Raw genomic sequence first — 21,145 nt, forward strand, 5'->3', positions numbered from 1 at the left:
CTCAATGATGATGCGCTTCGTGCAGGATCGCCTGGCGCAATCCGGTATCATAGGCGTGGCCGGCGGGTGTCAGGATGCAGGCCATCGGATACATGGAACGGATGAGGCCCTTACGCTCCAGTGCCTTCCAGGCGGCGTCGTTGCCAAGGCCCGTCGCGTCGCTCGCAGAAATCACCCAGGGGCCGAGATGGAAGTGGTCGCCATGCGCATGCGGCAGGCGTTGGATCAGCGTATGGCCGGGCTCTTCCCCGGGCAAGGCGTATCCGTCGAGGCCGGACAGGGCCTGAAACAGGGTCAGCGTCTTCAATTGCAGCGCGTTGAGGTTGAGCGGGTTCTTTTTGAGCGCCATATCGGAAATCCTATGCCGTGAGGTGCTTTTCCATGAAAAGCGAATTGGGATCGAGTTGATAGCTGCCGAAGGGGCCGATTTCACGGAAGCCGGCCTTGCTGTAAAGCGCAATCGCTTCGGGCTGCTTGACGCCGGTTTCAAGGCGCAGGCAGCGCATGCCAACGGCGCGCGCATCGGCCTCGAGCGCGTGGAGGAGGCGGCTGCCGAGTTTCAGGCCGCGCGCCTTTGGGTCGACATACATGCGCTTGATCTCGGCGTAATCGCGCTGGCGCAGAATGGCGCCGATGCCGTGCAAGGCACCGTCGACGCGGGCGACATAGAAGCTTGTTTCAGGCCCCTGCAAGGTCGAGACATCGACCAGATGATTGCTCTCGGCCGGATAGAGGGTGGCGTAATAGGCATCGCCCTCGGCCAGCATGGTGCGCACATCTGGCTGGTCGGGATTTTCGATGCGGATGATCGGTGTGAGCAAGGTCTGCCTCAATCGCGGAAATTGGTGAACTGAAGCGGCTGCTCGATCTTGAGGCCCTTCACAAAGGCAATCGCATCCTGCAGATCGTCGCGCTTCTTGCCGGTGACGCGCAATTCGTCGCCCTGGATCGAGACCTGGACCTTCAACTTGCTGTCCTTGATGTCCTTGACGATCTTCTTCGCCAAGGTCTGTTCGATTCCTTGCTTGACCACCACTTCCTGGCGGCGCGAATTGCCCGTCGCCTTCTGCTCGTCCTTGAATTCGAGGCAGCCGGGGTCGAGCTTGCGGCGGGTGATATGGACGCGCAGCAGTTCCTGCACCTGCTTCAATTTCAGATCGTCATCTGCATTGATGGTGATGACCGCTTCCTTGCGCTCGATCGTGCAATGCGAGCCCTTGAAATCGAAACGTGTGCCGATCTCGCGCACGACGCCTTGGACGGCGTTCTCGACCTCGGCGAGTTCGGTTTTCGAAACGATGTCAAATGACGGCATCGGAACCTCCAGAAATATCCTTGAAATCTGCCACAGCTCGCTTCATTCCGCCAGCGAGCGGGGAATGCGCGGATAGGACACGTAGAGCGTCAGGGCACGCAGGACGAAAAACAGCATGAGCGATCCCCAAAGCCCGTGATTGCCGAAGGCGGGAATGGCGAAATATTGGGCGATGATAGCCCCCAGCGCCGAGACGACCATGCTGTTGCGCATCTCGCGCCCACGAGTGGCACCGATGAAGATGCCGTCGAGGATATAGCACCAGAGGGCGACAAGAGGCGTCGCCACCAGCCAGGGGAGATAGGGGAGGGCTGCTGCGATCACAGCGGGATCGTCGGTGAAGAGGCCGACAATGACCGGGCCTTGCTGCTGCAGCAGCAGCGCCAGGAGCAGCGCCAGAAGGAGTGCCCAGAGGAAGGAACCGGAGACGGCGGCGCGAAGCTGACGCCGGTCGCGGGCGCCGATGGCCTGGCCGGTTAGAGTCTCGGCCGATTGTGCAAATCCATCCAGCGACTGCGCGATGGTGGCCAGCAACGAGAACAGCACTTGGTTGGCGGCCAATGTTTCGTTGCCCATGCGCGCGCCGAGGCCCACGAAATAGACCATGACGAACATGATGGCGAGCGTGCGCAGGAAGATGTCGAAATTGACCGAAACCAGCTCGAACAATTTGTCGAGATCGATGAGCGAGCCGGCATCGTCGCTCAACGGGACGATGCGCAGCAGTCGTCGGGCGACGATGAGGCCGGCAATCGCCGTCGCCGCTTGCGCGAGGGCCGTTGCGATGGCGGCGCCGTCCACACCGAGATGGAATTTGTAGACGAGGAGCCAGCACAGCACGACATTGAGGCCGTTGAGCAGCAATTGCAGGCTTAGCGCCCGGCCCATCCGCTGCAGCCCCACCAGCCAGCCGAGGATCACGTAATTGGTGAGATCGAAGGGGGCGCTGAACAGGCGGTAGTGGAAATAGCGCGCGGCCAGATCGGCGACCGCTTCGCTGGCACCAAAGAGGGGCACGGTCACATAGGCCAGCGGCACCATGAGCAGGAGAATGATGAAGCCGAAGATCCAGGCGAGGGCGAGGGCCCGGTTGAGCGTCGCCTTGATCTCATCGCCATCCTCGGCACCATAGGCCTGGGCCGTGAAGCCGGCCGTGCCGAGGCGCAGGAAGGCGAAAGCCCAAAGCACGAATGTGGCAAGCGATGCGCCGACCGAGATCCCGCCCAGCGCCACCGCCTCGCCCAACTGGCCGATCAGGGCTGTATCGACCAATTGCGGCAGGACGGCCGAAAAATTGGCCAGAATGGCCGGAATCGCCACGGCCAAGATCCGCGCGTGGGTGACCCGGGGCATGTGAACGGCTGTGTCGGTCATGGGACTGATTTGGAAGGGCGGGCGCAATATAGGCACCCTCGGTGCGCACTGGCAAGGGAACCGGCAACGATGGAATTGGCGGATTTCCGCCATTTTCCTTGGCAATTCAAAGGACTAGCGCGCCAGTAAGATATCCTTAAACAATTCCATTTAGTTAACGTTGTGGGATTCCGCGCTTGATGGTTGTCGCGGGGCGCGGGCGGTCGCCCCGGATGAGGTATATTGCCAGGATGCTTGAGGGTCACATTCTTTGTGTCAGCGCCGACGACGCAGTACGCGCCGCGGTCAAAGCTGTCCTCGGTCCCGAGGGGCGACATGTCGATTTTGTCGCCGACCACGCTTTCTTTCAGGGTTCCAAGTCAAGCGACTTACCGGCTGACGTCTTGCTGTTGCGTGTTCGCACCCCGGCCGATGCCGACTTCATTGGAGATTTGCGGGCTCTGTTCGATAGCGAGCGGATGGCGATCGTCTTGCTGGTGGATCCGGGTACCGAAAGCCTGGTCGAGGAGTGCCTCGCCCGCGGGGCCGACGACATTCTGACCTTGCCGCTTCACGGCACCGAATTGCTTGCCCGCGTCAGGAGCCAGCTCAACCGGGTACATGCAGTTGCCGCAACCCGTCTTGAGCGCGAGCGCTTCGCCCTGGCCGTCGCCGGTTCCAGCGATGGGATCTGGGATCTGACGCTGCAGGACGATTCGCTCTTCATGTCGGCGCGCTGCTTTGAATTGCTGGGCCGCACCGGCGAAGATGGATTCCGCCGGTTGGAAGACTGGCTCGCCATCATTCACCCGGACGATGTCGACCAGTTCCAGGTCGAACTGCGCAACCATCTGGAAGGCATTACCCTGTCCCTGCAGATGGAATGCCGCATGCTGCACAAGAACCAGACATATCGCTGGTTCCTGGTGCGCGGCACGGGCCAGCGCAACAACACCGGCAAAGCATTCCGGATTGCCGGTTCGCTCACTGATATCAGTGAACGCAAACTGACCGATGCGATGACGGGGCTGCCCAACCGCATCGTCCTTTACGACCGTCTCAACCAGACCATCGTCAAGAACCGGCGCAAGCAGAATGCCAATTTCGGCATCATCCTGTTGCAGATCGATCGCTTTGAGACGATGCGCGAGGCCTATGGTCAGGTCTTCTGCGATGCCGTCCAGAAGGTCGTAGCGCAGAGGCTGGTCGGCACGTTGCGTACCACGGATACGCTCACCATCATGGGTGAGAACACGATGTGCATCCTCCTTGACGTGATGCGCGACGACACAGACCTGGTGCGCGTGGCGCACCGCGTGCGCGCGGCGGCCGAAGAGCCGATCACGCTGGGCGATGAAAGCGTCCTCTTGAGCCTGTCGATCGGCATGGCGCAGGCCCAGGCGCATCATCAGAGCGCCGAAGATCTGATCCGCGACGCGACGGCCGCCCTCAACAAAGCGCGTGCCGAAGGTGGTGGTCAGGAGGTCGTCTTCGATCCCGACATGCAGCGGCGCGCACGCGACCGACTGCGGATCGAAGCGGAGCTTCATTTGGCATTGAAGCGCGGCGAACTGCTGCTGCTCTACCAACCGATTTTTGACCTGCGCAACGCGCGGCTTGCGGGCTTCGAGGCCCTCGTCCGCTGGCGCCATCCGCAGCGCGGCATGATCTCGCCGATGGATTTCATTCCGATTGCCGAGGAGACCGGCCTGATCGTGCCGATCGGTACTTGGGTCGTCCAGGAGGCTTGCCGCCAGCGCCGGGAATGGACGGATCAGAAGCTGGCACCCGACCTCTTCATCAGTGTCAACGTTTCGTCGCGTCAGCTCGATGGTCCGGCCCTTCCGGAAATTGTGCGCCAGGCGCTGCGCGAATCAGGTCTCTCACCCGCGCAGCTGAAGCTCGAGATCACGGAAAGCGCCGTCATGCGCGATTTCGAACTGACCATGAAGCTGCTGAAACGGCTGAAGGAAATCGGCGTCGGACTTTCGCTCGATGATTTTGGCACCGGTTATTCCAGCTTGAGCCTTCTGCGCCGGTTGCCGGTCGATACGCTGAAGGTCGACCGGTCCTTTGTGAGCGCAATGACCGCCGATACCAGTGGCGTCAAGATGGTCGAGGCCATCTTGCAGCTGGCACGCCTCTTCGATCTCAAGGTCGTCGCCGAAGGCATCGAGAGTGAAGAGGAAGAGCGGCTGCTGAAGGAACGCGATTGCGAATTTGGTCAGGGTTGGCGGTACGGCAAGCCACTGGCGGTAGACGCCTGCGTCGAATTGATGCGCGACCGCGCTCTAGACCCCAAGCGCGCAACCGGCCGATAGTCGACAAGAAAAAAGGGCGCCATTTTGAATGGCGCCCTTTTTCTTTCCCTATTGATTGGCCTGCAGGGCCGCCTGGATATCCCGCTGTCGTCGCCTCTCGGCACGTGTCATGAGGACATGCGAGGCGATAACACCTGTCGCCACCACCGTGATGATGATGGTCGCCAGCGCATTGATCGTCGGGTCGACGCCACGGCGCACCTTTGAAAAGATGAGCTGCGGCAGCGTGCCCGAGCCCGGGCCGTTGTTGTAGATGGTGATCACCAAATCATCGAGCGAGATCGTGAAGGCGAGAAGCCAACCGGAAACCACGGCCGGCGCCACGATCGGTAGGGTAATGACCAGGAACGTCTTCAAGGGCTTTGCCCCGAGATCGAGAGCCGCTTCTTCAAGAGACATATCGAAGACGGAGAAGCGTGACTGCATCACGACCGTCACATAGGACATCGAGAATGTGATGTGCGCCAGAATGACCGTCGAAAAGCCCATCGATGTCGGCCAGCCGAACCAATAGCCCATCTCCTTGAAGAGGAGCAGCATGGAAAGGCCGGTGATGACCTCAGGCATGACGAGCGGTGCCGTCACCATGCCGCTGAAGGCGGTGCGACCGTGGAACTTCCGATAGCGGGCAAGGACGTAGCCCGCCATCGTACCCAGCACCGTCGCGAACGTCGCGCTCACGGATGCAACGATGAAGCTGTTCTTGGCAGCAGTCAGAACAGCCGCATCGCCCAGCAACTCCGGATACCATTTGGTGGAAAAACCACCCCACAACGTCATCAGTTTGTTGGCATTGAAGGAATAGGTGATGAGCACCACCATCGGTCCGTAAAGGAAGATGAATCCGGCGACGAGGACGGCGATGACGAACCAGGAAAGCCGATTGGTCATTTCGGCGCCTCCTGGGCTTTGTTCTGGAAGTATTGGAACAGCATGATCGGGATGACGAGCGCCAGGAGGATGGCAACCGCCACGGCAGAAGACATCGGCCAGTCGCGGTTCTGCGAGAATTCGTTATAGACGACGCGACCAATCATCAGCGCGTCCGGACCGCCCAGCAATTCCGGAATGACATACTCGCCGACGGCCGGAATGAAGACCAGCAACGAGCCGGCAATGATGCCCGGCAAAGAGAGCGGGATGGTGATCACGCAGAAGGCCTTGAAAGGCCGGCAACCAAGGTCGGCTGCGGCTTCCAGCAGGGAGAGGTCCATCTTCTCAAGGTTGGAGTAGAGCGGCAGGATCATGAACGGCAGATAGGCATAGACGATGCCGATATACATCGCCGTGGGCGTGTAGAGAATCTGCAATGGCGCCAAGCTCAGATATGGCTCGCTGGTCACATGCAGAAAAATGAGGAGGTCATTAAAGTTCTGCGCGAACCAATTGTAGTTGATGGCGTCAAGAAACTTATTATAAACGCCTTCCTTACCCAGAATGCTCATCCAGGCATAAACACGGATGAGAAATGAGGTCCAGAACGGCAGGATGATCGCCAGCAACAGCAGTGATCGTGTCGAGGGCGAGCAGCGCGCGATGCCATAGGCCATCGGATAACCGATAAGCAGGCACAGCACCGTCGAGATTGCTGCCAGCTTCAGGGAGTTGCCATAGGCAATGATGTACAGAAAATCTTGGCCCAGGCGCTTGAAATTATCGAACAGCTGTTCATGCGGTACGCTGTCCGGTCCCAGCATGGGGGTGTAGGGCGGCTGCGCGATCAGCGTTTGCGCCAGGCTGATCTTGAGGATGATGAGGCAGGGGACGACGAAGAAGATCGTCAGCCACAGATAGGGCACCAGGATCACGGCCGCGCGCGGGCGCAGGCCCAGGGCGACCATGATCTTGTGAAGTTGCCCCCCAAGCGGCAGCGATGTTTGGTGTGTTGTTTCAGAAGCCATGATGTCGCCTCAGCTCAGCAAGGCGACGGGGCTGTTGGCATGCCAGGTGACATAGACCCGATCATCCCAATCGATCGCGTGCTCGGCGGCGCGACGCTGGTTCGACATGGTCACTTTGACTTCCTTGCCGCTGTCGAGCTTGATCAGATAAACGGAGAGGTTGCCCATATAGGCGATGCCTTTGACGATGCCGGGCGTCGCGTTGCGGCCATCTCCGTCAGGCCGGGTTTTGGAGAGGTCCATCTTCTCGGGCCGGATCGCCACCCAGACCTTGGCGCCGGGCGCCGCCGAGATGCCGTGGTCGATGTAGATCTCGGTTCCGGCCTCGGGTGAGCCGATCAGCACATGGTCGGGTTCGTCTTCGACGATGTTGCCTTCGAACAGATTGACCGAGCCGATGAAGTCGGCGACGAACTTGGTGTTCGGGTATTCGTAGATCTCCTTGGGCGTTCCCACCTGGACGATCTGGCCGCTGTTCATAACGCCGATGCGGGTCGACAGTGTCATGGCTTCTTCCTGATCGTGCGTCACCACGATGAAGGTAATGCCGAGGCGGTCCTGAATGTTCATGATTTCGAACTGGGTCGCTTCGCGCAGCTTCTTGTCGAGGGCGCCCAATGGCTCGTCGAGGAGCAGGAGCTTGGGTTCCTTGACCAGAGAGCGGGCAAGGGCCACGCGCTGGCGTTGGCCGCCGGACAATTGATGGGGCTTGCGGTGGGCGAACTGGCGCATCTGCACCATGTCGAGGATCGAGCCAACGCGCGTCTTGACTTGCTCAGCCGGAACCTTGTCTTGGCGCAGGCCGAAACCGACATTCTGTTCGACCGTCATATGCGGGAAGAGAGCATAGGACTGGAACATCATATTAGTCGGGCGCTCATAGGGCGGAATGTCGGCCATATCGACGTCGTCGATATATATCTTGCCTGAAGTCGGCTGCTCAAAGCCGGCGAGCATGCGCAGCAGCGTGGTCTTGCCGCAACCCGATCCGCCCAGCAGCGCGAAAAGTTCGCCGCGATAGATATTGAGTGACACGTCGTTGACGGCGACGAAATCGCCGAACTTCTTGGTGACATTCTCAATGCGAATATAGGGCTTGGCGTTCGGGTCGTTCCAGACCTGGGTCGTCGTTTCTGCTCTTGCTCTTTCAGCCGCCATGATGCGTCCTGTTTTGATTGCCCCGAAGGGCTGGTGTCTGCGCCTCGACGATGAGTCGATCTTCTCTATGAAAATGGGCAGCACATTTGAAATGTGCTGCCCTGTTTGTTCATTGTCCGGTCTTGACCCGCGTCCATTCCCGGGTAATGACGCGACTGAGTTTGTCGTCCCGCACCACCGACGGGAAGCTGCGCTTCATCACTTCTTCGGTGGGGTAGACGGCGGGATCTTCCAGAATCTCTTTGTTGACGAACTCTTTCGCCGGCACATTGGCATTGGCGTAGTTCGTGTAGTTCGTCGCATCGGCAATCACTTGCGGGCGCATCATATAGTCAAGGAACAGATGCGCGTTCTTCACGTGCGGTGCGTCGGCCGGGATGAGCATGCCGTCGAACCAGACGTTGGTGCCTTCCTTCGGGATCGTATAGGCGAGATTGATTTTGATGCCGGCCTCGGCCGCGCGCGCAGCGGCGGTGGCGTAATCGCCCGACCAACTCATCGACATGCAATATTCGCCGTTGGGAAGTGCCGTCAGATACTGCTGAGAATCGAAATTCTTGATGAAGGGGCGGACTTTCATCACCAAATCCGCGGCGGCGACGATGTCCTCTTCCTTCTGCGACGTCGGATCCTTGCCGAGATAGGCGAGGGCCAAGGGGAACACATCTTCAGGTGAGTCCAGCAGCGTGACGCCGCAATCCTTGAACTTTGAAACGACGTTCGGGTCGAACAGCATGGCAAGGCTGTCCAGCGGCGCGTCCGGCATCAGCTTCTTGATGACGTCGACATTATAGGCAAAGCCGTTGGTGCCCCACATGTAGGGAATGGCGTAGTCGTTTCCGGGATCGGCATCCTTGGACAGGATCTCCATAATATGGGGATCCAAATTCTTGAGATTCGGCAGCAGGCTCTTATCCAGTTTGTGAAAGAGGCCGATCTTGATCTGGCGGGCAAAGAAGGATGAGGAAGGGAATACGACGTCGTAGCCGGTGCCACCGGTCATTAGCTTGGCTTCGAGCGTTTCGTTGCCGTCAAAGGTGTCGTACTGCACCTTGATGCCGGTCTCTTTCTCGAAATCGGCAACCGTATTTTCGCCGATATAGTCCGACCAGTTATAGACGTTGAGTTGTTTGGTGCCATCGCCGGTTGACGGGGCAGATGCTTCTTGAGTCGCTGGTGCTGCAGTGGTGGCAGTGGAATTGCTGGTCGCCTCAGAGGTGGCAGAACTGGTGCTTTCCGTGGACACGCCTGCCTGTTCGTCGGATTTCTTTTCGCCGCAGGCTGTCAGCAGGATCCCAGCCGCCAGCACCGTCGCACCCATGAGGGTGAAGCGACCGAATTCAGTCTTTGCCACGATTTGTACTCCCTACTGTTCACGCCCTTATCACGCAGGTGCCGGCGATGCTCCGGTCTTTTCCTGCGCGATCAATCCCTGTTCATCGATCGTTAATTATTTCTTATATCTGACCCTGCCGGCATGCGGGCTGTCAACCCTCGCAGCAACCTTGGAGATGATGCGAGGCGTCAGACTCGTATCCGGATTCGTCATTGCGCAATAAAGAAACCCCGCGGCATGTGCCGCGGGGCCCCAGTTTTGATGGGATGCTAGCGCTTACGGCGCTTACATCCCGGTTGTTACTGGCCGGTCTTGATTTTTGTCCAGGTGCGGGTGCGGAGTCGCTCGACTTCGGGCGTCGCAACCTTGTCCGGGAAGAGATGGGCCTGGACGTCGGCCGGCGGATAGATGTTCGGGTTGTCCAGGAGTTCCTTGTTGATCATCGGCAAGGCGGCGGCAACCGGGCTGCCATAGGCGACGTAGTTTGCATTGGCGGCGGCTACTTTCGGATCGAGGTTGTAGTCGATCCACTTATAAGCCTGGTCAATGTTCACGGCATCTTTCGGCATGGCGATCGTGTCCATCCAAATGATCGTGCCTTCCTTCGGGATCGCGTAGGAGACCTCGATGCCGTTCTTGGCTTCTTCGGCACGCGCGGCCGCGATACTGAAGTCGCCCGACCAGCCGAGCGAGAGGCAGATGCTGCCAGAGGCAATATCGTTAATGTAGCTGGAGCTATGGAAGTACTTCACATAGGGCCGGACAGCCAGCAGCAGCTTTTCAGCAGCGGCGTAGTCGTCGGCACTGGCGGTGTACGGATCCTTGCCCAGATAGTTGAGGGCGATCTGCAGCACTTCAGACGGTGCATCGAGCATGGAAATGCCGCAATCGGCGAACTTCTGCGCCAGTTCCGGCTTGAATACCATGTCGAGGCTGTTGACTGGCGCATCCGGCATGCGCTTCTTGATCTCGGCAACGTTGTAGCCGATGCCGGTCGTGCCCCAGAACCATGGCACGGCGAACTTGTTGCCGGGGTCGAACGCCGCCAGCAGTTCCATGATCTTCGGATCGAGGTTCTTGTAGTTGGGGATCTTGGCCGGGTCGATCTCCTGATAGATGCCGGCAACGATCTGGCGGCCGAGGAAGGCGCCGGACGGATGGACCAAGTCGTAGCCGGTTCCGCCAGCCATCAGCTTGGCTTCCAGCATTTCATTTGAATCGTAGACGTCATACTGGACTTTGATACCGGTCGCTTTTTCAAAATCCGGCACCGTCTCTTCGGCGATATAGTCCGACCAGTTGTAAATGTTGAGCTTACCGCCAGCGCCGGCCTCAGCCGGGGCAGCTTCGGCCGTTGCCGCAGCGGTTTCAGTCGTGTTGCTGGCCGGTGCGGTCTCCGTGGTGTTGGCCGACGATTGCTGCGTTTCGGCTTCCTTCTTCTCCTCGCCGCAGCCAGCCAGCAGCAGCGCGGAAATGAACGCAATTCCAACCAATCTCGACTTTTGCACCATGGCCTCCTGGTTCTGTTGATGAATTGATCCCGGTCGGGGTCCCGGCGATCCAGAAAATAGTTAACTTATTGAGTCCCTTATAGGCGGCATTGTGGCATCCGGCGGGGTGGTTTTGTCAACAAATGCCCGTGAAAAAGCAGCCGACTGCGTCATTCGCTCCAATTTTGACCGTCCAAGGTCATGAGGACCGTGTAAAGATCCGGCCGTCGGTCGCGAAAGAGGCCCCAGCCGGCGCGCTGGCGGCGCAGCGATTGGAAGTCGAACTCAGCGGTCAATACAGCTTCCTCATCTCGCGCCGAAGCGATGATTTCACCGCGCGCACCGGCGATGAAGGACCGGCCGTAGAAAGTAATGGCACAGGTTTCGCCATCTTCGCGGCCGATCCGGTTCGAGGCAACGACTGGGATCATGTTGGCCGCGGCGTGCCCCTGCATCGCGCGTTGCCAATGCTCGGCACTGCTGTAGTCTGGATCGTTGGGCTCACTGCCGATGGCCGTGGGATAGAGCAGGATATCCGCTCCCATCAGGGCCAGAGCACGCGCGCATTCGGGAAACCACTGATCCCAGCAGATGCCGCAACCGATGCGGCCGAAGGCGGTGTCCCAAACCTTGAACCCGGTGTCGCCCGGATTGAAATAGAACTTCTCCTGATACCCGACGCCGTCGGGAATGTGGGATTTTCTATAAAGCCCCAACATCTCCCCATCGGCATCCAGGATCGCCAACGAATTGTAATAGGCATTGTTGGCGGCTTCGAAAAAGGAGACGGGGAGGACAACTTCAAGCTCACGCGCCAATTCCTGCATGCGCATGATGGTCGGGTGATCGTCGACCGGGTGGGCCAAGTCAAACAACTCCGCCTTCTGGTCTTTGCAGAAATACGGTGTTTCGAACAGCTCCTGGAGCTGAATGATTTGCGCGCCGCGGTTGGCCGCCTGGCGGATGAGTGCCTCCGCCCGGTCGACATTGCTGGCGGCGTCAGCGCTGCAGGCGAATTGCGTCGCCGCTACCGTTACCCTTGCCATGCGGTCTTCCCCAAAACTCTCACACCGACGGCCCCTTTATCAGGAAACATCCGACTGCAAGGATTCATAGCTCTTGCCTGCCGCTGATCAAGCCCTTCGTGGCATGCAGCCCCTCCTTTAGGAGTACTTGCAGGTTGTTCTGGAATCGTCACATTGTGTCGTGGGCGGCGCGCTTTGCGGCTGCGAGGTACAGTTTTGTCCCTGCGGCAAGTGCAGGCGCCCAGAAAATGGTCCTTTGCGACCAATCACGCGGGGCCCCCAGGGTCCCGTCAACGACCGTCAAATCGGGAGGAAATCCAATGCTTCGTCGCAAATTTCTGAAGGGCGCCGGACTGGGTGGCGTCGGCTTGGCCGCCAGTGCCGTCGCGGCCCCGGCCATCGCGCAAAGCGCGCCTGAATTGAACTGGCGCTTGACGTCGAGCTTTCCCAAGAGCCTCGATACGATCTATGGCGCGGCGGAGACCTTCGCCAATTACGTTTCAGATGCCACTGACGGCAAGTTCAAGATTCAGGTCTTCCCGGCCGGCGAGCTTGCGCCGGGCTTGGAGGCCGCCAATGAGGTCGGCAAGGGCTCGGTCGAAATCTGCCACACCTGTTCCTATTACTATTGGGGCAAGGACCCGACATTCGCTTTCGGGACCGCCGTGCCGTTCGGTCTCAACAGCCGCATGCAGAACGCCTGGATGTATTATGGCGGCGGCATCGATCTCATGAATGAGTTCTACGGGACGCACAATCTTTTCGGTCTTCCATGCGGCAACACGGGTGCCCAGATGGGTGGCTGGTTCCGCAAGGAGATCAAATCCGTCGAGGATTTGAAGGGCGTCAAGATGCGCATTGCCGGCTTCGCCGGCAAAGTCATGTCGGGCGTCGGTGTCGTGCCGCAGCAGATCGCGGGTGGTGAGATCTATCCGGCCCTGGAAAAAGGGACGATCGACGCGGCCGAATGGGTTGGCCCCTATGACGACGAGAAGCTCGGTTTCTACAAGGTGGCGCCGTTCTATTACTATCCGGGCTGGTGGGAAGGTGGTGCCTATCTCCACATCATGATCAATACCGAGAAGTGGAACGCGCTGCCGAAGAGCTATCAGGCGATCGTTCGCGCGGCGGCCCAGGCGACGACGGCCGATACGCAGGCCAAGTATGACTTCCTCAACCCGACGGCGTTGAAGAAGCTGGTGGCCGGTGGCGCCAAGCTGAAGCCCTATCCGAAGGACGTGATGGAAGCCTGCTTCAAGTCCGCCAAGGCGGCCTATGAAGAGATTGCTGCCGGCAACGCGGCCTTCAAAAAGGCCTATGAGTCGATGTCGGCCATGCGTGCCGATGAGTATCTGTGGTTCCAGGTGTCGGAACACACATTCGACACCTTCATGATGAACCAGCAGCGCGCCAAGCAGCTCTAAGCTTTGCGCTGACGTAGCTGGCCCGGCGATCCGCAAGGATCGCCGGGCCTTTTCTTATTGCGGCTCCACCTCGATCGTCGGTGGCTCGGAGAGGTCGAGGCTGGGTAGTTCCTCAAGCCCACTACCATCGCCACCGTCGCTGCCGGGAAGCGTGATTTCGATCTTGCTGGGGTCAACGGTCGATATCTCATCTTGGTAATGCGTGACCAGCTTGGGGAACAGCATGACCGCAGCGACCATGATGAGCTGCAGCAGGATGAACGAGACCGCGCCGCGATAGATTTCCGTGGTTTTCACGCCGGCAAGCGTACGGCCGGTGACCTTGTCCAGCCAATTCCCGACCGGTGCCACGGATCGCATGTAAAAGAGTGCGAAGCCAAAGGGCGGTGTCAGGAAGCTAGTCTGCATGTTCACGCCAAGAAGCACGCCGAACCAGATGAGATCAATCCCGAGCTTGGCCGCCACCGGTGCCAGCAAGGGGATGATGATGAAGGCGATTTCGAAAAAGTCGATGAAGCATCCCAGGATGAAAACCAGGATGTTGACGGCGATGAGGAAGCCCCACTCGCCGCCGGGCAGGCTCGACATGAGCTCTTCGACCCAGACATGGCCGTTGACGCCATAGAAGGTCAAGGAGAAGACGCGCGCGCCAATCAGGATGAAAAGTACAAAGCAAGATAGGCGGGTCGTCGAATCCAGGGCTTCGCGCAGGGACACCCAGGAGATGCGCCGTTTCGCAAGCGCCATGACCAGCGCCCCGGCGGCACCCATGGCACCACCTTCGGTCGGCGTGGCAATGCCGAGGAAGATCGTGCCGAGGACCAGGAAGATAAGCGCCAAGGGTGGTATCAAGGTTATGACCACTTCCTGCGCGAGGCGGGAAAGCAGGTTGAGCTTCATCGTCCGATTGGCGACGGCCAGGGAATAGGCAATCAACGCGCCGATAGTGGCACCCCAGATGCCGGCACCGTTAGGGCTTTCGGACAACAGTGCGAAATAGACCGCGACCGCGACCGCCACGCCCAAGACAGTGACGACCAGAAGCGAGGTGGCGCCGCTGCCCAGCGTACGTGCGCTTGCCGGCAGGGCCGGCGCCGCATTCGGGCGGATGATCGTGATGACGAAAATGTAGATGCAGTAGATCCCCGTGAGCATAAGACCCGGAAGGATGGCGCCTGCATACATGTCACCGACGGAACGCCCGAGCTGGTCGGCAAGGACGATCAGGACCAAGGAAGGCGGGATGATCTGGGCGAGTGTGCCCGACGCCGCAATGACACCCGTGGCAAGGGAGCGGTCATAGCCATAGCGCAACATGATGGGGAGGGAGATGAGACCCATCGCCATGACCGATGCGGCAACGACACCCGTCGTTGCGGCAAGGACGGCACCCACCAGGATGACCGCGTAGGCAAGGCCGCCGCGCACCGGACCGAACAGCTGCCCAACCGTGTCGAGAAGGTCTTCCGCCATGCCGGATTTTTCCAGCACTATTCCCATAAAGGTGAAGAAGGGGATGGCCAGCAGCGTTTCGTTATTCATGACGCCGAGCAACCTGCCCGGCGAGGTTTGCAGCAAGGGCCAAGAAAGTGTGATTTCGCCGCCGGAGAGCGGCGCCAGCTCCACGCCGATGAAGAAGAAGAACAAACCGTTGGCGGCCAGGGCGAAAGCGACCGGATAGCCTGAGATCAAGAAAATGATCAGCGCCGCGAACATGATCGGCGCCAGATTGTGGGCGATAATTTCAATCATCGGCCATTCTCCCGATCGCCATGTGGATGGTCCATCCCAGTTGCCGCCAGTTCTGTGGCGACAGTCGCGTGCATCGAGCCATGATCGTCCGGGTCATCCATTTGCCCGGCAAGAATGGCGATGCGCTTGGCGATTTCCGAGAGTGCTTGGAAGAAGAGCAGGACGAACCCGATCAGGATAATTGCCTTTGCGGGCCAGATGATGAGGCCTCCTGAGTTCATCGACATTTCCTGCGTTCGATAAGATTCCAGGAAAAACGGCCAGCACAGCCACAGCATCAGGAGGACGAAGGGCATCAGGAAGACGATGTGGCAGAAGAGGTCGATCCAGTCGCGGGTTCGTTTCTTCAAATGGCTGGAAATGACATCGATGCGGATATGCGCATTCCGCTGCAGCGTATAGGCAGCTGCAAACATGAACACCGCGCCGAAGAGGTACCATTGCAGTTCAAGCCAAGCGTTCGAACTCTCGTCGAACACTTTGCGCACGATGGCGTTGACGGTGCTGACAATGATGGCGGCCAGGATGAGCCACTTCACTTGCCGGCCAATAAACGCGGTCACGGCATCAATGCCGCGACAGATTGTCAGGACACCCTGCATTCTGTTCCTCCCCGAGTCCCACCTCTTGGAGTGGGTTTAGCTATCCGAGAAAGCTAACTAAAGCCTTGATGACCCGCAATCATTCCTGATCTGGCGCCAAGTTCGACTTTGGTATGGGGGCAGGGGAGATGCTTGGGGTTTATCCCTTCGCTGCAGTTGAGCCAGTCAACTTTGGGCTGCCCGGGCCGTGGCGGTCAGTGCCCCCGCCCCAATCAGCAGCGAGCCCCCCACTTTGTTGGCGAAACCGATCATGCGCTCGCTGCCCATGGCGGCACGGGCGCGCGAGGCCAGAAGGGCGTAGGCGAATGCGTTGGCAAAGGCGAGCACCAGGAAGGTGCTTTCGAAAACAAGCATCTGGGTCAGAAAATCCCGTTTCGGATCAATGAATTGGGGTAAGAATGCCACGAAGAAGATGATGCTTTTCGGATTGAGCGCAGTCACGATCCAGGCATGGCCCAGCATGTACAGCGCACCGGCCGCATCCCGGCGCGGCTGGGTGTTCAAGCGTCCTCCCGCCCGCCACATCTTGATGCCGAGCCAGACCATGTAGGCGGCGCCACACCATTTGAGGAGGGTGAAAATAGTGGCCGAGGTCGACAGCAGGGCGCCAAGGCCCAGCATCGACAGGGACATGGCGGTAAAATCTCCGAGTGCCACACCGATCGCCATCGGCAGAGCGGCTCGCCATCCTTGGCCCAGTGCATAGGAAATGACCAGAAGGATGGTAGGGCCGGGAATGATCATCAGCAGGGCGGACGCTGCCGCAAATGCCGCCCAAGTCTCCCATAACATGACTGCCTCCCACCCTGTGGATGGGAAGAGCAAGCCACAGCCTTCACCAATCGTCCAGCGCGGGATTGCCGGGCGGTCAGCCCGTCGGATAATCGAAGCCGAGATCGCGGGCCGCGAGATAGCCGCCTTCGCTGACGCGCGTCCAAGTGAGGGTGGTCTTCCGATATTTCAGATAGGAGGTGACGATGCGCTTGGTCACATCGTCACCGTTGTCGAGAACCTCTTGCACGACTTCGCTCGAGGCGTTGCCGAACGAGATAAGAACGTCGCGCGAGAATTTCTTGAGTTGCACGTCATGTTCGTTGACCAGCGTGGCCAGGGCAGCCGGGCTGCGGCCGCTATATTCAGCTGCCGTCAGCCCGTTCTCCGCCATGCAAGCAGCAGCGACGATCTGCTTCAGATCGTCGGGTAGGGCGGAGAACTTCCCCTTGTTGACGATGCACTCAAGGCCCGTACCGGGCTCTTGGAAACCGGGCCAATAATAGAATTTCGTTATTTTATAGAGGCCTAGGGACAGGTCGTTATAGGGCCCGACCCATTCGGCACCATCGATGGCACCGTCTTGCAGCTTGGCGAACAACTCGCCGCTTGCCATCGGCATGACATCGACGCCCAACTTGCGCAGCGCTTCGCCGCCATAGCCGGGGATGCTGAACTTGCGTCCTTTCAGATCGGCGACGCTGTTCACTTCCTTCAGGAACCAGCCGCCCATCTGCACGCCAGTATTCCCGGCCAGGAACGGTTTGACGCCGGCGGCGTCATAGAGTTCGTCCCACAGCTCTTGACCACCGGCAAAGTTGATCCAGCCGTTGAATTCGTTGGGGATCAGGCCGAACGGGACGGCACTGAAGAAGCCCGCCGCCGGCATCTGGCCGATATGATAGAGCGAGAAGTCATGCGCCATTTCCGCCGTCCCCTGCGAGACCGCGGCAAATCCTTGAAGCGGAGATACCAGTTCACCGCCGGCAAAGACCTTCACTACCAGACGGCCGCCGGACAATTGGTTGATGCGCTCGGCCAGCCGTTCAGCACTGGAACCCAGACCCGGCAGTCCCTTGGGCCAAGCCGTCACCATTTTCCATTCGGTACGTTCCTGGGCCAAGGCGGGCTTTGGAAAAGTGCTGCCCAACGTGGTGGCTGCGCCCGCGGCTCCGGCCGTCAGGGCACCGGTCAAAAAGCGACGACGTCGCATGGCATTCCTCAATCTGGTCGATGGGCGCTCGGCCGTGTCCGGGGGCGGTCGCCCCAAAGCCCGTTAACTGTCTCGCGCCGGAAACTAACAGGTCACAATGGGCAAGAAAAGCGGCCTGAATGGGTCATTTCAAGGTACCTTCCTGAAACGCCAACGGTTGCCAACCGTCCGGACCGTACCGCTCCAACGGCTGAAAGCGGCGCTTATAGTCCATTTTTTGACTGCCCTTCACCCAGTAGCCCAAATAGAGATAAGGCAATCCCATCTGGGCGGCGAGTTCGATCAGGCGGAGAACGACGAAACTCCCCAGGCTTTTGTGGACCTGATCTGCGGCGAAGAAGCTGTAGACGGCAGAAATGCCGTCCGAACTCCAATCGGTGAGGCAGGCAGCGACAAGTGAGCGCGCTGGATCGCGGAACTCGATCATACGCGTGTCGATCGGACTGTCCGCCACCATGCTGGCATAGTCCTGCGGACCCATGCCGACCATTTCACCGTCATTGTGGCGCATGTCCAGGTATCGGCTGAAAAGCTGATACTGCTCCTGCGTCGGGTGCGCCGGCCGGATTTCCGACGCCAGATCGGCATTACGCGCCAGGACGCGGCGAAGGGAGCGGGATGGGCTGAAGTTTGCCACATCGATCCGCACCGGGACGCAGGCATTGCACCCGGCGCAGGCCGGTCGATAGGCAATGGAATGGCTGCGGCGGAACCCGGCACGGGACAGAAGCTCGAACATTTCCGTCGCTTGACCGCCGGAAAGCTCGGTGATGATCTTGCGTTCCATCCGATCAGGCAGATACGGGCACGGGACCTCGGTGGTCACCATGAAGCTGATCGGAAAGCTGCGGCTCTGGACGCTCATGCCTCCAGTTTAGGGCAATCTGGGTGGCCATGCCAATATCGGCGGGGCAGGGGCGTCAGTTCGCCCGTCTCATTTGACCTCGTCGCGGATCGCCAGCGTGCCAACGACAATGTCGTGGACCAGACGGGAACGCGGCGTGAAGAAGCCGACCAGCAGGATTGGGAAGAAAATCGATACGCTGGCGAAAAACATTGCCGTCGTCAGAAAGGCTTGAACGTGGTCGACACGACCGCCATTCCGGCCAATGAGGCGGACGCCGCAGGCGCGCATCCCATATGTGGCGCTGCGACTGCCGCCGACAAGAAAGGTGCTCATGGCCAAATGGATCACGACCGGGGCAAGAACAAAGGCCGGCAGTGACAGCAGTCCCAAAGTGCCCAGGGTTGCTGCGCAATTAACCAACCAGAGCAGACTGGCGATTACCGTGACGATGACGAAATCGAGAAAGGCGGCAAAGGTCCGACGCAACAGGATGCCGTCGTAAAGCCTGGGGTCGTCCAGGTCCAAAGTGGATCGGTTGTCCCCGAGCGAGCCGAGTTCGATGAGCGGCGGCATTCTATTGGTCACGGGCGGCAATCCCCATTATGTGGCTGCCGGTATATGTGAGGGCTGGGCCTGCAGCGCAAGAGCGCTGGCGATCATCACGCAAAAGTCAGCCGCCCGACCCGGATTCATTGCTTTGTGCCGGGGGAACAATCTCCTCTGGCGGCGAAGCCGGTTCGGCCGGCGCGGCTGCCGGCGCTGCGCCCGCAGCGGCTGCATCGGGTGCGTGTACCTCGGAGAGAAGCACGATTGAGATGCGACGGTTTTGCGGGTCGTTGGGATTGTCTTTGATGAATGGGTCGGTATCGGCGCGCCCGACCACATTGCGCACATGAGCCGGATCGATCCCGTTCTCGACAAGCACGCGACGGGCCGCATTGGCGCGATCAGACGACAATTCCCAGTTGCTGCGTCCATCTGTGCCGGCATAGGGCGTGGCATCCGTGTGACCGGAGATGGCGAGTTTGTTCGGCATGTTCTTCACCGCGTGCGCCACCAATGACAGCAGCTTGCGGCTCTTTTCGGCCATCTGCGCGCTGCCGGACGCGAACATCGACTCCTTCTCCTTGTCGAGGAGCTGGATGCGGAGACCTTCGGGTGTCTGGTCGATCTTCAGATTGTCTTCAAGCCCGGATAGGTCCGGCGTCTGGGCAATAACTTGCTGGATCTGCTGTTTGACTTCTTCGAAGCGTTTGGTCTCGGCGGCTTTCAGCGCGGCTTCGGCCTGCTTTTCGTCGACCGGCTTTTCGCCCTGGGTTTGTGCCGATGGCGCCTCGCCTTCATCGGTCTGGCCGGTGCCATCACCAGTCTGGCCGGTTCCATCTTCCTCGACATCGACCTCGGCGGCAGCACCGCCGGCGGTGGTTTCCATGACCTGGGGCTGGCCATCCATGACGGCGACGGTGGTCGAGGATGAGGAGATGGCGATCGTGGGATTGAAATAGTTGCCAATCGCCTTCTTCTGCTCCTCGGTGGTATTGCCAAGGAGCCACAGCAGCAGGAAGAAAGCCATCATCGCGGTCACGAAGTCGGCATAGGCGACCTTCCAGGCGCCGCCATGATGGCCGCCACCCGACTTCTTGATGCGCTTGATGATGATTGGTCTTTCATCCGCCATCTGGCAGACCTTTCAGCGCGAGAGCGTGCAAGCGTTACGGCGCCGGCAGGGCGCTCACCGCCTGCTCGACTTCGTAGAAGCTCGGCCGTTCCGTCGACCACAAAACCTTGCGAGCAAATTCGACAGACACGGCGGGCGGATAGCCCTGCATGTGGGCCAGCAATCCCGCCTTCATGCATTGGAAATATTTGGAATCGGCATTGTCCGTCGCGTTGACCGAGCTAGCGATCGGCGCGAAGACGCCATATGACATCAAGATACCGAAGAACGTACCCACAAGTGCTGCGCCAATCAGATGGCCGAGGACTTCCGGCGGCTCGGTGATGGAGCCCATCGTGTGGATGACGCCCAGCACCGCGGCGACGATACCGAGGGCGGGCATGGCATCGGCCGTGTTCTGGATTGCGTGGCCGCCGACATGAAGCTCGGCATGGTGCGTTTCCAGTTCAGCATCGATGAGCGTTTCGACCTCGTTCGGATTCTCCGTTCCCAACGTCATCATGCGCAGATAGTCGCACAGGAATTCGACCGCATGGTGGTCATGCTGGAACTTGGGGAATTGGGCGAAGAGGGTGCTCTCGTCCGGCTTTTCAACATGCTGTTCCAGTGCCAGCATGCCCTTTGTCTTGGCCAGGCGGAAGATCTGATAGAGCACCGAGAGGAGCTCAAGATAGTCCGGCTTCTTGTAATGCGGACCCTTGAGCGCGCGCTTGAAGGCCGCGCCAACGGCTTTTAGGCCGGTCTTGGTACTCGAAATGATCAGGGCGCCGACGGCGGCGCCCAGAATGATGACGAATTCGGAGGGCTGCCAGAGCACGCCCAAATGGCCGCCATGCACCGCGTAGGCGCCAAAAACGCAGCCGAAGACAACGATGATACCGACAATAACCAGCATGGAATGCCGAGGCCCGCCCCACTTGATTTCGCCCCAAGATGGCCGGTTTTAGTTAATACTTGGT

Annotated in this window: 20 protein-coding genes; 2 read left to right on the forward strand and 18 right to left on the reverse strand. The window is 59.5% G+C overall.

The genetic code is table 11. The features are described from left to right. Position 1 precedes the first annotated feature (1 nt). Genes ACE3PP_RS21130 through ACE3PP_RS21145 form a run of 4 tightly spaced genes read right to left on the reverse strand, consistent with a single transcriptional unit; the run spans position 2 to position 2,689 of the window. The gene (locus ACE3PP_RS21130) at positions 2–349 is read right to left on the reverse strand and encodes a hypothetical protein (protein ID WP_374385294.1); all 348 of its coding nucleotides are present in this window, start codon (positions 347–349) and stop codon (positions 2–4) included. 10 nt (positions 350–359) lie between these two features. Next, the gene (locus ACE3PP_RS21135) at positions 360–821 is read right to left on the reverse strand and encodes a GNAT family N-acetyltransferase (protein ID WP_374385295.1); all 462 of its coding nucleotides are present in this window, start codon (positions 819–821) and stop codon (positions 360–362) included. Between the two features lie 8 nt (positions 822–829). After that, positions 830–1,315 carry a YajQ family cyclic di-GMP-binding protein gene (locus ACE3PP_RS21140; RefSeq protein WP_374385296.1) on the reverse strand — a complete coding sequence of 162 codons (486 nt, stop codon included), beginning with the start codon at positions 1,313–1,315 and terminating at the stop codon, positions 830–832. 42 nt (positions 1,316–1,357) lie between these two features. Further along, positions 1,358–2,689, reverse strand: coding sequence for an MATE family efflux transporter (locus ACE3PP_RS21145; protein WP_374385297.1), 1,332 nt, complete (start codon positions 2,687–2,689; stop codon positions 1,358–1,360). A gap of 230 nt (positions 2,690–2,919) precedes the next feature. Here ACE3PP_RS21145 and ACE3PP_RS21150 point away from each other — a divergent pair, with 230 nt between their 5' ends. Further along, a complete protein-coding gene (locus ACE3PP_RS21150) occupies positions 2,920–4,989 on the forward strand; it encodes a putative bifunctional diguanylate cyclase/phosphodiesterase (protein WP_374385298.1) in 2,070 nt (689 codons plus the stop codon). Between the two features lie 48 nt (positions 4,990–5,037). Here the strand turns inward: ACE3PP_RS21150 and ACE3PP_RS21155 are convergent, their stop codons facing one another. The 6 genes from ACE3PP_RS21155 to aguB form a co-directional block, all read right to left on the reverse strand. Continuing rightward, entirely contained in the window at positions 5,038–5,880 is an 843-nt protein-coding gene (locus tag ACE3PP_RS21155; protein ID WP_374385299.1) for an ABC transporter permease subunit, read from the reverse strand. Continuing rightward, entirely contained in the window at positions 5,877–6,830 is a 954-nt protein-coding gene (locus ACE3PP_RS21160; protein ID WP_374385330.1) for an ABC transporter permease subunit, read from the reverse strand. The genes ACE3PP_RS21155 and ACE3PP_RS21160 overlap by 4 nt, the downstream gene beginning before the upstream one ends. Positions 6,831–6,899: 69 nt before the next feature. Beyond that, positions 6,900–8,048, reverse strand: a complete 1,149-nt coding sequence (locus tag ACE3PP_RS21165; RefSeq protein WP_374385301.1) for an ABC transporter ATP-binding protein — start codon at positions 8,046–8,048, stop codon at positions 6,900–6,902. A 109-nt stretch (positions 8,049–8,157) separates the two neighbouring features. Then, positions 8,158–9,402, reverse strand: a complete 1,245-nt coding sequence (locus tag ACE3PP_RS21170) for a polyamine ABC transporter substrate-binding protein (RefSeq protein ID WP_374385302.1) — start codon at positions 9,400–9,402, stop codon at positions 8,158–8,160. 281 nt (positions 9,403–9,683) lie between these two features. After that, positions 9,684–10,895: a polyamine ABC transporter substrate-binding protein gene (locus tag ACE3PP_RS21175; RefSeq protein WP_374385303.1), complete on the reverse strand. Its 1,212-nt coding sequence runs from the start codon at positions 10,893–10,895 to the stop codon at positions 9,684–9,686. 149 nt (positions 10,896–11,044) lie between these two features. Next, positions 11,045–11,920: an N-carbamoylputrescine amidase gene (aguB, locus tag ACE3PP_RS21180; protein ID WP_374385304.1), complete on the reverse strand. Its 876-nt coding sequence runs from the start codon at positions 11,918–11,920 to the stop codon at positions 11,045–11,047. A 299-nt stretch (positions 11,921–12,219) separates the two neighbouring features. Between aguB and ACE3PP_RS21185 the strand changes: the two genes are divergently transcribed. Further along, a complete protein-coding gene (locus tag ACE3PP_RS21185; RefSeq protein WP_374385305.1) occupies positions 12,220–13,323 on the forward strand; it encodes a TRAP transporter substrate-binding protein in 1,104 nt (367 codons plus the stop codon). Between the two features lie 54 nt (positions 13,324–13,377). Here the strand turns inward: ACE3PP_RS21185 and ACE3PP_RS21190 are convergent, their stop codons facing one another. From ACE3PP_RS21190 to motA, 8 genes are all read right to left on the reverse strand, one after another. After that, complete coding sequence (locus tag ACE3PP_RS21190) at positions 13,378–15,075, reverse strand: TRAP transporter large permease subunit (RefSeq protein WP_374385306.1); 1,698 nt, start codon at positions 15,073–15,075, stop codon at positions 13,378–13,380. Next, positions 15,072–15,677 carry a TRAP transporter small permease subunit gene (locus tag ACE3PP_RS21195; RefSeq protein WP_374385307.1) on the reverse strand — a complete coding sequence of 202 codons (606 nt, stop codon included), beginning with the start codon at positions 15,675–15,677 and terminating at the stop codon, positions 15,072–15,074. The genes ACE3PP_RS21190 and ACE3PP_RS21195 overlap by 4 nt, the downstream gene beginning before the upstream one ends. 165 nt (positions 15,678–15,842) lie before the next feature. Next, on the reverse strand, positions 15,843–16,469 hold the full coding sequence (locus tag ACE3PP_RS21200) for a LysE family translocator (protein ID WP_374385308.1): 627 nt from the start codon (positions 16,467–16,469) through the stop codon (positions 15,843–15,845). Positions 16,470–16,545: 76 nt separating this feature from the next. Next, entirely contained in the window at positions 16,546–17,661 is a 1,116-nt protein-coding gene (locus ACE3PP_RS21205) for a TRAP transporter substrate-binding protein (protein ID WP_374385309.1), read from the reverse strand. 124 nt (positions 17,662–17,785) lie between these two features. Beyond that, positions 17,786–18,526 carry an arginyltransferase gene (locus tag ACE3PP_RS21210; RefSeq protein WP_374385310.1) on the reverse strand — a complete coding sequence of 247 codons (741 nt, stop codon included), beginning with the start codon at positions 18,524–18,526 and terminating at the stop codon, positions 17,786–17,788. Positions 18,527–18,595: 69 nt separating this feature from the next. Further along, positions 18,596–19,081, reverse strand: a complete 486-nt coding sequence (locus ACE3PP_RS21215; protein WP_374385311.1) for an RDD family protein — start codon at positions 19,079–19,081, stop codon at positions 18,596–18,598. Positions 19,082–19,178: 97 nt separating this feature from the next. After that, positions 19,179–20,186, reverse strand: coding sequence for a flagellar motor protein MotB (motB, locus tag ACE3PP_RS21220; protein ID WP_374385313.1), 1,008 nt, complete (start codon positions 20,184–20,186; stop codon positions 19,179–19,181). A 34-nt stretch (positions 20,187–20,220) separates the two neighbouring features. Beyond that, positions 20,221–21,081, reverse strand: a complete 861-nt coding sequence (motA, locus tag ACE3PP_RS21225) for a flagellar motor stator protein MotA (RefSeq protein ID WP_374385314.1) — start codon at positions 21,079–21,081, stop codon at positions 20,221–20,223. Positions 21,082–21,145: the final 64 nt, after the last annotated feature.

This window comes from Dongia sp., assembly GCF_041910485.1.
Lineage (GTDB): Bacteria > Pseudomonadota > Alphaproteobacteria > Dongiales > Dongiaceae > Dongia.

Bases quoted from the DNA above. Each gene is read 5' to 3' on its own strand.
- ACE3PP_RS21130 (WP_374385294.1), bottom strand. From the start codon at position 349: ATGGCGCTCAAAAAGAACCCGCTCAACCTCAACGCGCTGCAATTGAAG.
- ACE3PP_RS21140 (WP_374385296.1), bottom strand. From the start codon at position 1,315: ATGCCGTCATTTGACATCGTTTCGAAAACCGAACTCGCCGAGGTCGAG.
- ACE3PP_RS21145 (WP_374385297.1), bottom strand. From the start codon at position 2,689: ATGACCGACACAGCCGTTCACATGCCCCGGGTCACCCACGCGCGGATC.
- ACE3PP_RS21150 (WP_374385298.1), top strand. From the start codon at position 2,920: ATGCTTGAGGGTCACATTCTTTGTGTCAGCGCCGACGACGCAGTACGC.
- ACE3PP_RS21155 (WP_374385299.1), bottom strand. From the start codon at position 5,880: ATGACCAATCGGCTTTCCTGGTTCGTCATCGCCGTCCTCGTCGCCGGA.
- ACE3PP_RS21160 (WP_374385330.1), bottom strand. From the start codon at position 6,830: ATGGTCGCCCTGGGCCTGCGCCCGCGCGCGGCCGTGATCCTGGTGCCC.
- ACE3PP_RS21165 (WP_374385301.1), bottom strand. From the start codon at position 8,048: ATGGCGGCTGAAAGAGCAAGAGCAGAAACGACGACCCAGGTCTGGAAC.
- ACE3PP_RS21175 (WP_374385303.1), bottom strand. From the start codon at position 10,895: ATGGTGCAAAAGTCGAGATTGGTTGGAATTGCGTTCATTTCCGCGCTG.
- aguB (WP_374385304.1), bottom strand. From the start codon at position 11,920: ATGGCAAGGGTAACGGTAGCGGCGACGCAATTCGCCTGCAGCGCTGAC.
- ACE3PP_RS21185 (WP_374385305.1), top strand. From the start codon at position 12,220: ATGCTTCGTCGCAAATTTCTGAAGGGCGCCGGACTGGGTGGCGTCGGC.
- ACE3PP_RS21190 (WP_374385306.1), bottom strand. From the start codon at position 15,075: ATGATTGAAATTATCGCCCACAATCTGGCGCCGATCATGTTCGCGGCG.
- ACE3PP_RS21195 (WP_374385307.1), bottom strand. From the start codon at position 15,677: ATGCAGGGTGTCCTGACAATCTGTCGCGGCATTGATGCCGTGACCGCG.
- ACE3PP_RS21200 (WP_374385308.1), bottom strand. From the start codon at position 16,469: ATGTTATGGGAGACTTGGGCGGCATTTGCGGCAGCGTCCGCCCTGCTG.
- ACE3PP_RS21205 (WP_374385309.1), bottom strand. From the start codon at position 17,661: ATGCGACGTCGTCGCTTTTTGACCGGTGCCCTGACGGCCGGAGCCGCG.
- ACE3PP_RS21210 (WP_374385310.1), bottom strand. From the start codon at position 18,526: ATGAGCGTCCAGAGCCGCAGCTTTCCGATCAGCTTCATGGTGACCACC.
- ACE3PP_RS21215 (WP_374385311.1), bottom strand. From the start codon at position 19,081: ATGCCGCCGCTCATCGAACTCGGCTCGCTCGGGGACAACCGATCCACT.
- motB (WP_374385313.1), bottom strand. From the start codon at position 20,186: ATGGCGGATGAAAGACCAATCATCATCAAGCGCATCAAGAAGTCGGGT.
- motA (WP_374385314.1), bottom strand. From the start codon at position 21,081: ATGCTGGTTATTGTCGGTATCATCGTTGTCTTCGGCTGCGTTTTTGGC.